The organism is Staphylococcus sp. HMSC068G11 (assembly GCF_001815825.1).
Lineage (GTDB): Bacteria > Bacillota > Bacilli > Staphylococcales > Staphylococcaceae > Staphylococcus > Staphylococcus epidermidis.
Genome location: NZ_KV822070.1, coordinates 26,689 through 38,757 on the forward strand (window position 1 = coordinate 26,689; position 12,069 = coordinate 38,757).

The 12,069-nt window shown below is 33.0% G+C and carries 11 protein-coding genes; all 11 read left to right on the plus strand.

All coding sequences use genetic code 11. The features are described 5' to 3' along the window. Window positions 1-6: 6 nt before the first annotated feature. Window positions 7-408, plus strand: a complete 402-nt coding sequence (gene divIC / locus HMPREF3058_RS04265) for a cell division protein DivIC (RefSeq protein ID WP_002458680.1) — start codon at window positions 7-9, stop codon at window positions 406-408. 93 nt (window positions 409-501) lie between these two features. Then, window positions 502-903, plus strand: a complete 402-nt coding sequence (locus HMPREF3058_RS04270; protein ID WP_070731152.1) for a S1 domain-containing RNA-binding protein — start codon at window positions 502-504, stop codon at window positions 901-903. A 277-nt stretch (window positions 904-1,180) separates the two neighbouring features. Next, window positions 1,181-2,476, plus strand: a complete 1,296-nt coding sequence (gene tilS, locus HMPREF3058_RS04275) for a tRNA lysidine(34) synthetase TilS (protein WP_002490931.1) — start codon at window positions 1,181-1,183, stop codon at window positions 2,474-2,476. Further along, entirely contained in the window at window positions 2,476-3,015 is a 540-nt protein-coding gene (gene hpt, locus HMPREF3058_RS04280) for a hypoxanthine phosphoribosyltransferase (protein ID WP_002458682.1), read from the plus strand. The genes tilS and hpt overlap by 1 nt, the downstream gene beginning before the upstream one ends. 274 nt (window positions 3,016-3,289) lie before the next feature. Continuing rightward, window positions 3,290-5,392 (plus strand): ATP-dependent zinc metalloprotease FtsH, encoded by a 2,103-nt coding sequence (ftsH, locus tag HMPREF3058_RS04285; RefSeq protein ID WP_002458683.1) that lies wholly within the window; start codon window positions 3,290-3,292, stop codon window positions 5,390-5,392. Between the two features lie 254 nt (window positions 5,393-5,646). Then, window positions 5,647-6,528 (plus strand): Hsp33 family molecular chaperone HslO, encoded by an 882-nt coding sequence (hslO, locus tag HMPREF3058_RS04290; protein WP_002490924.1) that lies wholly within the window; start codon window positions 5,647-5,649, stop codon window positions 6,526-6,528. A 336-nt stretch (window positions 6,529-6,864) separates the two neighbouring features. Further along, window positions 6,865-7,797: a cysteine synthase A gene (gene cysK / locus HMPREF3058_RS04295; protein WP_001832242.1), complete on the plus strand. Its 933-nt coding sequence runs from the start codon at window positions 6,865-6,867 to the stop codon at window positions 7,795-7,797. A 296-nt stretch (window positions 7,798-8,093) separates the two neighbouring features. Next, window positions 8,094-8,897 (plus strand): dihydropteroate synthase, encoded by an 804-nt coding sequence (folP, locus tag HMPREF3058_RS04300; RefSeq protein WP_002490922.1) that lies wholly within the window; start codon window positions 8,094-8,096, stop codon window positions 8,895-8,897. Beyond that, the gene (gene folB, locus HMPREF3058_RS04305; RefSeq protein WP_001832204.1) at window positions 8,875-9,240 is read left to right on the plus strand and encodes a dihydroneopterin aldolase; all 366 of its coding nucleotides are present in this window, start codon (window positions 8,875-8,877) and stop codon (window positions 9,238-9,240) included. The genes folP and folB overlap by 23 nt, the downstream gene beginning before the upstream one ends. Further along, entirely contained in the window at window positions 9,241-9,720 is a 480-nt protein-coding gene (gene folK / locus HMPREF3058_RS04310) for a 2-amino-4-hydroxy-6-hydroxymethyldihydropteridine diphosphokinase (RefSeq protein ID WP_002458686.1), read from the plus strand. It begins immediately after the preceding gene. A gap of 346 nt (window positions 9,721-10,066) precedes the next feature. Further along, window positions 10,067-11,554, plus strand: a complete 1,488-nt coding sequence (gene lysS, locus HMPREF3058_RS04315) for a lysine--tRNA ligase (protein ID WP_002458687.1) — start codon at window positions 10,067-10,069, stop codon at window positions 11,552-11,554. Window positions 11,555-12,069: the final 515 nt, after the last annotated feature.

Genomic DNA, 12,069 nt, shown 5'->3' on the forward strand with positions numbered 1-12,069 from the left:
CAAGCAATGAATAAAAAAGTAGAACATATCGGTAACCAATATACGTCACAAGAAAATAAGAAAAAACAACGACAAAAAATGAAAATGCGTGTTGTACGTAGACGTATTGCTTTATTCGGAGGTATTCTTTTAGCGATTATCCTCATTCTACTTGTATTGCTTGTCATTCAAAGACATAGTAACGATCAAGATGCAGTTGAAAGAAAAGAGAAAGAAACTGAGTTTCAAAAACAACAAGATGAAGAAATTGCTTTAAAAGAGAAACTTAATAATTTAAATGATAAAGACTATATCGAGAAAATAGCGAGAGATGATTATTATTTAAGTAATAAAGGTGAAGTCATTTTTAGATTACCTGATGATAAAAAATCCTCTCAGTCAAAGACTTCAAACGAAAAAGGCAATTAGAATAAAATAATATGATTATATCATTGTGAAATTACGTGAACAGGAATATAATAAGGATAAAATCGAATCTAACCAGGAGGATTTATTTAGAAAATGTCAATCGAAGTAGGAAACAAGCTTAAAGGTAAAGTTACAGGTATCAAAAAGTTTGGTGCATTCGTAGAATTACCTGAAGGAAAAAGTGGTTTAGTTCATATCAGTGAAGTTGCCGACAATTATGTTGAAAATGTTGAAGACCACTTATCAGTAGGTGACGAAGTAGAAGTTAAAGTTTTATCAATCGCGGATGATGGTAAAATTAGTTTATCGATAAAAAAAGCTAAAGACCACCCTCGCAAGCCTCGTCACAATAAAGCTAATCACGGTAAACCAGTTCAAAAAACTGAAGACTTTGAAAAAAAATTAAGTAACTTCTTAAAAGATAGTGAAGATAAATTAACGTCAATTAAGCGTCAAACAGAATCACGCAGAGGCGGTAAAGGTTCTAGACGTTAATATGATATAGATTAAACGACCGTTAAAGTCAGAGTGATGATGTCTTTAGTACTTTGACAAATAGTGGGAAGACACTACGATGATGTTTAGTCCTTGATTAAACATATGCAACATCCACATGGGGTGGGAGGTAGAATTCAATTATATTACTTTGAATTCTCTCCTACTCCTATTTTTGTTGATGTTGAGTAAGCGATATTACGTTATGGAAGACGGATTTAATTGTATCACGTAGAATTCAATTTAGTGGCATCATTTAAAGTAACGAGGTGAATAAATGAATATCAAGACAGATGGTTGGTCTAAAAAAGCACATATTGTTGTGGCTGTCTCAACAGGCATTGATAGTATGAGTTTATTATATAGCTTATTAAACGACTATCAACATACATATCGTAAATTAACATGTGTTCATGTTAATCACGGATTGCGTGAACAGTCATATGAAGAAGAAGCGTTTTTGAGAGAGTATTGCCAACAACATCATATTGACATTTATATAAAGCGTTTAGACTTAAGTGATATTGTAGCAGACGGTAATAGTATTCAACAAGAAGCGCGTCAACGTCGTTATGAATGGTTTGGAGATATCATAGCTCAATTAAGAGCAGATGTATTGTTAACAGCTCATCATCTTGATGATCAACTTGAAACGATTATATATCGTTTGTTTACAGGGAGATCAACACGTAATTCATTAGGTATGACATATGAGTCATATTTTAATCAATACAAAGTTTATCGTCCTATGTTAAATTTAAAAAAAACTGAAATATTAGCGTATCAGCATGCGAACCAAATTCCATACTATGAGGACATGTCTAATCAAGATAGAAAATATGTTAGAAATGACATTAGACAACGCATCATACCTACAATTAACGAGAACCCGCATTTAAACGCGTATCAGTTACTCAAACTTAAGGATTGGCATGATATTGAATTGCAATCGTTAAAAGAACAAGCTGAAACGTTTATCAGTAACGAAGTTTCAAAGAGTAATTTAACCTATTCCTTTTCCAGAACTGCTTTTAATGAATTGAATGTGAATATCAAAAGCGTAGTTATGGATTTGTTATTCGAAAAATTAGACCGTCATTTAGCAATGCCACAACACGCTTATGACGAGTGGTTTGAACAGATTAGAAATGATAAATCTCAATTTAATATTCACGTAACAGATGAATGGATAATTCAAATTGCATATGATAAATTAATAATAATGGCTAAAAGTGAAATGGATGAATATATATTAAACCGTATATGTATTAGAAAGCCAGGTACATATGAATTTAATGATTATCAAATTGATATTCATCCTGACTTACCACAACATTTATATCCACTTACTGTGCGTGTCCGACAAAATGGTGATGTGTTTAAATTAAATGGTCAAAAAGGTCATAAAAAAGTGAGTCGTTTATTTATCGATAAAAAAGTGACTCTTGCTGAACGTCAGCGCATCCCACTCATTATTAATCAAGAAAATGCAGTGTTAGCTATTGGCGATTTATATGTTAAAGAAAATTTTAAAGAATTTATTTTGATTTCGAATAATGGAGATGAATTATAATGCATAAGGATTTAAAGAATGTTTTGTTATCGGAAGAAGACATTCAAAATATTTGTAAAGAGATGGGAGCTATCATTACTGAGGATTATAAAGATCGCCCACTCGTTTGTATTGGTATTTTGAAGGGATCAGTCATGTTTATGGCAGACTTAATTAAACGTATTGATACACATTTATCAATCGATTTTATGGATGTTTCAAGTTATCATGGTGGAACGGAATCGACTGGGGAAGTTCAAATATTGAAAGATTTAGGTGCTTCTATAGAAAATAAAGACGTACTTATAATTGAAGATATATTAGAAACTGGTACAACTTTAAAATCTATTACAGAGTTATTGCAATCACGTAAAGTTAACTCTTTAGAAATAGCTACATTGTTAGATAAACCTAACCGTCGCAAAGCTGATATCGAAGCAAAATATGTTGGCAAAAAGATTCCAGATGAATTTGTAGTTGGTTATGGTTTAGATTATCGTGAGTTATATAGAAATCTGCCATACATAGGCACACTAAAAGCAGAAGTTTATTCTAAATAGATTTTAAAATTGGATCTGTATTAATTAATAAGTATGTTAGTATAATGAACTATGCGTAGATTTAGTGTAGACTCAAAGTAACAATTCAAAAGTGTTATGTATTGATTAATACTATTAAGATAATTAATGTTAATAGATAGTAAACAAAGAATAATGCATTTTAAAATCGACAAAATTGTAGAAGCAATACTAAAGTTGAAATACTAGCCTGAATATAAAGTGTTGTGTTACAATTTTTGTTAGTTTTATTATTGGAAGTAGGAGGAAATGACGCATGCAGAAAGCTTTTCGCAATGTGCTAGTTATCGCAATTATTGGCGTTATTATATTTGGCCTCTTTTCATTTTTAAATGGAAATGGGAATATGCCAAAACAACTTACATATACTCAGTTTGTTAATAAGTTGAATAAAGGCGATTTAAAAACTTTAGAAATTCAACCAGAGCAAAACGTATATATGGTAAGTGGTAAAACTAAAAAAGATGAAGATTACTCATCGACAATTTTATATAACAATGAAAAAGATTTACAAAAAATCACAGATACAGCTAAGAAACAAGATAATCTTAAATTTACAGTTAAAGAAGAAGAAAAACAAAGTGTATTCGTTAGTATTCTAACGACACTGATTCCTGTATTAATCATTGCATTATTATTTATTTTCTTCCTTAGCCAAGCCCAAGGTGGTGGCGGCGGTGGTCGTATGATGAACTTTGGAAAATCCAAAGCTAAAATGTACGACAGTAATAAACGTCGAGTTCGTTTCTCAGATGTAGCAGGTGCTGACGAAGAGAAACAAGAATTGATAGAAATTGTAGATTTCTTAAAAGATAACAAGAAATTTAAACAAATGGGTTCAAGAATTCCGAAAGGTGTCTTACTCGTTGGGCCTCCAGGTACAGGTAAAACATTATTAGCACGTGCGGTTGCAGGTGAAGCTGGCGCACCATTCTTCTCAATCAGTGGATCTGATTTCGTTGAGATGTTTGTTGGTGTTGGTGCGAGTCGTGTTCGTGATTTATTCGAAAATGCTAAGAAAAATGCCCCATGTATCATTTTTATTGATGAAATTGATGCTGTTGGACGTCAACGTGGTGCAGGTGTAGGTGGCGGTCATGATGAGCGTGAACAAACACTAAACCAACTATTAGTTGAGATGGATGGCTTTGGAGAAAATGAAGGTATTATTATGATTGCGGCTACAAACCGCCCAGATATCTTAGATCCTGCATTGTTACGTCCTGGTCGCTTTGATAGACAAATTCAAGTTGGACGCCCAGATGTTAAAGGTCGTGAAGCAATTCTTCATGTGCATGCGAAAAATAAACCTCTTGATGAAACAGTAGATTTAAAAGCTATTTCTCAAAGAACGCCAGGTTTTTCTGGTGCAGACTTAGAGAACTTGCTAAATGAGGCTTCTTTAATTGCAGCACGTGAGGGTAAAAATAAAATTGATATGCGCGATATTGAAGAAGCAACTGACCGTGTTATTGCAGGTCCAGCTAAAAAATCTCGTGTAATTTCTGAAAAAGAACGTAATATTGTAGCGCATCACGAAGCAGGTCATACTATCATCGGTATGGTGCTTGATGAAGCTGAAATTGTACACAAGGTAACAATTGTCCCTCGTGGACAAGCAGGCGGTTATGCAATGATGTTACCAAAACAAGATCGCTTCTTAATGACAGAACCAGAATTACTCGACAAAATATGTGGTTTATTAGGTGGACGAGTATCTGAGGATATTAACTTTGGTGAAGTATCAACAGGTGCTTCGAATGACTTTGAACGAGCAACGCAAATTGCAAGATCTATGGTTACAGAATATGGTATGAGTAAAAAATTAGGACCATTACAATTCTCAAGCAATAGTGGTGGACAAGTATTCCTTGGTAAAGATATGCAAGGTGAGCCAAACTATTCTGGTCAAATTGCTTATGAAATTGACAAAGAAGTTCAACGAATTGTTAAAGAGCAATATGAACGTTGTAAACAAATCTTGTTAGAACATGAAGAACAACTTAAATTAATTGCTAAAACACTACTTACAGAAGAAACATTAGTTGCAGAACAAATTCAATCATTATTCTATGATGGTGTTTTACCAGAAGTAGATTATGACTCTGCAAAAGTTGTGAAAAATGAAAATAGTGATTATAGTGATGGAAAGTATGGGAAATCATACAACGACATTCGTAAAGAACAGTTAGAAGATGACGATAAAGAAGATGATGACAACCATGAAAAAGATGAAGTAAATCAAGACAACACAGACAGTGAAGCTGATAATACTTCACATACGAATGAACCAGGTCATCAACAATCTCCGAACATCGATAAACCATACAATCCTAACGACCCAAATCATAGACAATAGTACAAGTTTTAGTAAGTCTCTTTTTGCTCATGTATGAATTGAGTGAAAAGGGACTTTTTTATGTATAGTTTATACCAATACATTTTTAAACTTTTGGTAAAAATATTGTTATCACCTCTCATGGTGATGTTACTCAATAAACATGTATGAGCAATAGATTTCATATTAGTCAATAAGAGATGTATAATAATCAACCAGTATTAAAAAATAAAAAGTTTTAAATTATAGATTATTTTTAAAAAGGAGATTTAACAATGACACATGATTATATAGTGAGAGGTTTAGCATACGGTGGTGAAGTTAGAGCATATTCTGCAATCACAACAGAGTCAGTACAAGAAGCACAAACACGTCATTATACATGGCCTACTGCTTCTGCTGCTATGGGAAGAACTATGACAGCTACTGTTATGATGGGTGCAATGTTAAAAGGAAATCAAAAGCTAACAGTTACTGTTGATGGCAAAGGCCCAATTGGCAGAATTATAGCTGACGCAGATGCTCAAGGAAATGTTCGTGCATATGTAGACCATCCTCAAACGCATTTTCCACTCAACGATCAAGGTAAATTGGATGTACGACGAGCAGTCGGTACTGATGGTTCTATTCAGGTTGTTAAAGATGTTGGAATGAAAGACTACTTTTCTGGTGCGAGTCCAATAGTATCAGGTGAGCTAGGAGATGATTTCACATACTACTATGCCACAAGTGAACAAACACCATCATCAGTAGGGTTAGGTGTATTAGTTAATCCAGACAACTCAATCAAAGCAGCTGGAGGATTTATTATTCAAGTTATGCCAGGTGCTACTGATGAAACAGTGACTAAACTAGAAGAAGCCATTAGCCAAATGCAACCTGTATCAAAATTAATTGAGCAAGGACTTACACCTGAAGGAATATTAAATGAAATTTTAGGTGAAGGTAACGTTCAAATTTTAAATTCAACATCAGCGCAATTTGAATGTAATTGTAGTCATGAAAAATTTTTAAATGCTATTAAAGGTTTAGGAGAGGCAGAAATTCATAGCATGATTAAAGAGGATCATGGAGCTGAAGCTGTATGTCACTTCTGTGGTAATAAATATCAGTATAGTGAGAGTGAATTAGAAGATTTATTAGAAACAATGAAATAGCTCAAGAAATGATGAGTTAATATTATTTATAAAAAAACTAGATAATAAATTTTAAAAGTTGTGCGCTCAATTTTAATAGAAGATTGTCGTAGAGTAATGTAGAAGTCGTCGAAATAGAGGATTATTTGTTGTCCTCACTTTCGTTCGACTATCTTTTTTTACGTTTAACTTAGTCTTTTGTAGGAAATGTCTTATAGTAAAGACTAAAGTAGTATATAGTTTTATTTATAGTAAGACTATACGGTTTGTCTTTTTAGAAAATTCTGATAGAATAAGGTTATATCCGATAGAAAAACTAAGCATTGATAAATTGTAAAACTTAAAGGAGTGTTTTGGATGGCACAAAAACCTGTAGATTATGTTACACAAATTATTGGGAATACACCTGTAGTCAAATTAAGAAACGTTGTTGATGATGATGCAGCTGATATCTACGTTAAATTAGAATATCAAAACCCAGGTGGTTCAGTAAAAGATCGTATCGCTTTAGCGATGATTGAAAAAGCTGAACGTGAAGGGAAAATTAAACCTGGTGATACAATCGTTGAGCCTACGAGTGGTAACACTGGTATTGGTCTAGCGTTTGTATGTGCTGCCAAGGGATACAAAGCAGTTTTCACAATGCCTGAAACAATGAGTCAAGAGCGCCGTAATTTATTAAAAGCTTATGGTGCTGAGCTAGTATTAACACCAGGTTCAGAAGCTATGAAAGGTGCTATAAAAAAAGCTAAAGAATTAAAAGAAGAGCACGGCTATTTTGAACCACAACAATTCGAAAATCCAGCAAACCCTGAAATTCATGAACTTACAACTGGACCAGAACTAGTTGAACAATTTGAAGGTCGACAAATTGATGCATTTTTAGCTGGTGTAGGAACTGGTGGTACGTTATCTGGTGTTGGTAAAGTATTGAAGAAAGAATATCCAAATGTGGAAATTGTAGCTATTGAACCTGAAGCTTCTCCAGTATTAAGCGGTGGTGAACCAGGCCCTCATAAATTACAAGGATTGGGAGCAGGTTTCGTACCTGACACTTTAAATACAGAAGTTTATGATAGCATCATCAAAGTAGGTAATGATACTGCTATGGATATGGCACGTCGTGTGGCTAGAGAAGAAGGTATATTAGCAGGTATTTCATCTGGTGCTGCAATATATGCTGCTATTCAAAAAGCAAAAGAATTAGGTAAAGGTAAAACAGTTGTAACAGTATTACCAAGTAATGGAGAACGTTACTTATCAACACCATTATATTCATTTGATAATTAAAAACTAATCTAAAAATCATTTTGGACGAAGATTTGTTTCTAAAGTTTTAAAATAGCGTGTATTTCACGTTGATTTTTCAACTTTTTATAAAATAAATCTTCGTTTTTTTATTTAATCAGACTAATCAATATTGTAGCTTCTATATAAGATAAGCTACCTTTTTTAATATGACGATAATATATACTCAAAACTTATTGAAATGAATGATATCATGAAGTAGCAGATGTGTTTAGTAATGTAGTTATTATTGAAAATTAAAAAAGATTTAAGATTTTGTTATTGAAAAAGGTGAAATTATGATTAAAACAAAAATAATGGGGATATTAAATGTGACACCTGACTCATTTTCTGACGGAGGACAGTACAACTCAGTTGATCAAGCTGTGAAGCGTGCTAAAGAGATGATAGATGAGGGTGTAGACATTATAGACGTTGGAGGTATCTCAACACGACCAGGTCATAAAGAAGTATCGCTTAAAGAAGAGATGAATCGTGTATTACCTGTGGTTGAGTCTATCGTTAAATATGATGTGCAAATTTCGGTTGATACATTTCGAAGTGAAGTTGCAGAAGCTTGTCTTAAACTTGGTGTTTCAATGATTAATGATCAGTGGGCAGGCCTATTTGATTCGAATATGTTTAATGTGGTATCTAAGTACGGTGCTGAAATTGTACTTATGCATAATGGTGATGGTTATAGAGATGAACCTGTTGTTGAAGAGATGCTTGTATCATTACTTGCACAAGCGAATAAGGCTGAATTGGCCGGTATACCACATAATAAAATTTGGTTAGATCCTGGAATAGGTTTTGCTAAAACACGAGAAGAAGAAAATGAGGTAATGGCAAGATTAGATGAATTGGTAGCGACCGACTATCCAGTTTTACTTGCAACAAGTCGAAAAAGATACATTAAAGAAATGATGAATCAAGAATCTTCTCCTTCGGATAGAGACGAGGCAACTGCAGCTACAACGGCTTATGGTATAATGAAAGGCGTTCGTGGGGTTCGAGTTCATAATGTATTATTAAATACGCGACTAGCCCAAAGTATGGATTTTCTAAAGGAGAATGAATATGAACGACATCATCTTTCTTAATGGAATGCGTTTTTATGGTTATCATGGAGTTTTAGCTGCAGAAAACGATATTGGACAAATTTTTGTTGTTGATATCACTTTAAAGGTTGATCTTAGTTATGCAGGTCAATCAGATGATGTAAAAGATACTGTAAATTATGGAGAGGTTTATAAAGATGTAAAGTCTATTGTTGAAGGTCCACGTTCATGCTTAATTGAGCATCTGGCTGAACGTATTGCAAAACATATAAATTCACACTATAATCGTGTAATGGAAACGAAAGTTAGAATCACTAAAGAAAACCCACCTATTCCTGGTCATTACGATGGTGTTGGGATTGAAATAGTGAGGGAGAATGACTAAATGGTTAAAGCTTATTTAGGATTAGGGAGCAATATTGGAAATAGAGAACTACAACTCAATGAGGCTATTAAAATACTTCATGCTTATCAAGGTATTCAAGTAACGCAAGTTTCTCATATTTATGAGACTGAACCAGTGGGATATACTAATCAACCGAAATTCTTAAACTTGTGCATTGAGATAGAAACTGAATTGAATCCACAATCTTTGTTAAAATGTTGTTTAGCAACGGAACAACAACTTCATCGTAAAAGAGAAATACGTTGGGGGCCTAGAACTTTAGATGTAGATATACTGTTGTTTGGTGATCAAATTATTGAACAAGATAATTTATCGGTGCCGCACCCTAGAATGAAAGAACGTTCGTTTGTTCTTATCCCATTAAATGATATAGCTACTAATCAAATAGAACCGATCTCTAATAAAAGTATCGGGCAACTAGTAGTAACTGATAATAGCGTGAAAAAATATAAGGATTAATAAAGTATAGTAATATGGTTTTAAAACTTAAATGTAACTTTTAATGAAAGAAATTCATATATTGCTAATCAATAAGTTTATAAAGCTTGCAACTATTCGATGAAAATATAAATTACTTTATTACATTTTGATGGTCTTGTAGAATAATAAAATGAGCATATTTGCTTTGATTAGATGCAATATCAACCTTCATGGAATAACAATACATATGAAGATAAGAAGGAAATAATGAAAGGCTTAAATATAAATTAAAACTGATTGGGAAACAATATATAGCTCCTAAAGTTTTCAACAGAAAGACATGGAACAATAAATTGATAAATCAAAGTTCAAAGGAGAGAATTTTATGTCAGAAGAAATGAACGACCAAATGCAAGTTCGTCGTCAAAAATTACAAGAATTAATTGATTTAGGGATTGATCCTTTTGGTCATCGATTCGATCGCTCATCTACTTCAAGTGAGTTAAAAGAACAGTGGGACCAATTCTCTAAGGAAGAATTGCATGAAAAAGAAGACGAAAGCCACGTGTCAATTGCAGGTCGTCTTATGACTAAACGTGGTAAAGGTAAAGCGGGATTTGCACATATTCAAGATTTGAAAGGCCAAATTCAAATTTATGTAAGAAAAGATCAAGTTGGAGATGATCAATTTAACATTTGGAAAATGGCTGACTTAGGTGACATTATAGGTGTTGAAGGTGTCATGTTTAAAACTAATACGGGCGAGATTTCTGTCAAAGCTAAGTCGTTTACTTTACTATCCAAATCATTACGACCTTTACCTGATAAGTTCCATGGTTTACAAGACATAGAACAAAGATATCGACAACGTTATTTAGATTTAATTACAAATGAAGATAGTACGCAAACGTTTATTAATCGTAGTAAAATAATTCAAGAAATGAGAAACTATTTAAATAAACAAGGATTCTTGGAAGTAGAAACACCAATGATGCACCAAATTGCTGGAGGTGCTGCTGCACGACCATTTGTTACGCATCATAACGCTTTAGATGCTACTCTTTATATGCGTATAGCTATAGAACTACATTTGAAAAGATTAATTGTCGGAGGTCTTGAAAAAGTCTACGAGATAGGCAGAGTCTTTCGTAATGAAGGTGTGTCTACAAGACATAACCCTGAATTTACAATGATTGAATTGTATGAAGCTTATGCTGATTATCATGATATAATGGATTTAACTGAAAATATGGTCAGACATATTGCTCAAGAAGTTTTTGGGTCAGCTAAAGTACAATATAATGGTGAAGAAATTGACTTAGAATCTTCATGGAAACGACTTCACATTGTTGATGCTGTTAAAGAAGCTACCGGTGTAGATTTTTATAATGTTAATTCTGATGAAGAAGCGATTAGATTAGCAAAAGAACATGATATTGAAATTACTGAAAATATGAAATATGGCCATATATTAAATGAATTTTTTGAACAGAAAGTTGAAGAAACACTTATTCAACCAACGTTTATTTATGGACACCCTATTGAAATTTCACCGTTAGCAAAGAAAAATCCAAATGATGAAAGATTTACTGATCGTTTTGAATTATTTATTGTAGGAAGAGAGCATGCAAATGCCTTCACGGAATTAAACGACCCGATTGATCAACGTCAACGTTTTGAAGCACAACTTGTTGAAAAAGAACAAGGAAATGATGAAGCGCATGATATGGATGAAGATTACATCGAAGCATTAGAGTACGGAATGCCTCCAACTGGTGGTCTAGGTATCGGTATCGACAGATTAGTAATGCTATTAACTGATTCACCGTCAATTAGAGACGTATTACTATTCCCATACATGAGACAAAAATAGATTATATTAGTGATAATTGTTTAAAATTACAAACCATCATAATGTTTACAAATTTAATTGTATTGATTATGTTTTGGCGCTGCCTTCTTAATATTTAAAGGCAGCGCCTATTTTTCTAGCTTGAAATTATACCCGTGAAAAATTACGGATTAAACTCGATTAAGAATACATATAAGGAGAAAGATGTATAAAGTTATGAATAGAGGATTATATAACAAAATTGCTAAAATAGTCATATAGCAATCAAAACTAATATATGCTAGAATATTTGAAGTGAAAAGAGAGAATTTCTCTATTTGATACAAAAAATATCAAAATAGCATAAAAAGTGTTGACATATATTGATAAGTGAAGTAATATATAAAAGTCGTCAAAAACGAGAACGATATGTTATGCAATTGTAAAGAAAATTTTAACAAAGTGTAAAATTAACTGTTGCATTAGCTTTTAAAAGTGTGTATCATTAATTAAGTAAGTTAATTTTGTCTGGTGACAATGGCAAGGAGGTCACACCT

Bases quoted from the DNA above. Each gene is read 5' to 3' on its own strand.
- divIC (WP_002458680.1), top strand. From the start codon at position 7: ATGAATAAAAAAGTAGAACATATCGGTAACCAATATACGTCACAAGAA.
- HMPREF3058_RS04270 (WP_070731152.1), top strand. From the start codon at position 502: ATGTCAATCGAAGTAGGAAACAAGCTTAAAGGTAAAGTTACAGGTATC.
- tilS (WP_002490931.1), top strand. From the start codon at position 1,181: ATGAATATCAAGACAGATGGTTGGTCTAAAAAAGCACATATTGTTGTG.
- hpt (WP_002458682.1), top strand. From the start codon at position 2,476: ATGCATAAGGATTTAAAGAATGTTTTGTTATCGGAAGAAGACATTCAA.
- ftsH (WP_002458683.1), top strand. From the start codon at position 3,290: ATGCAGAAAGCTTTTCGCAATGTGCTAGTTATCGCAATTATTGGCGTT.
- hslO (WP_002490924.1), top strand. From the start codon at position 5,647: ATGACACATGATTATATAGTGAGAGGTTTAGCATACGGTGGTGAAGTT.
- cysK (WP_001832242.1), top strand. From the start codon at position 6,865: ATGGCACAAAAACCTGTAGATTATGTTACACAAATTATTGGGAATACA.
- folP (WP_002490922.1), top strand. From the start codon at position 8,094: ATGATTAAAACAAAAATAATGGGGATATTAAATGTGACACCTGACTCA.
- folB (WP_001832204.1), top strand. From the start codon at position 8,875: ATGAACGACATCATCTTTCTTAATGGAATGCGTTTTTATGGTTATCAT.
- folK (WP_002458686.1), top strand. From the start codon at position 9,241: ATGGTTAAAGCTTATTTAGGATTAGGGAGCAATATTGGAAATAGAGAA.
- lysS (WP_002458687.1), top strand. From the start codon at position 10,067: ATGTCAGAAGAAATGAACGACCAAATGCAAGTTCGTCGTCAAAAATTA.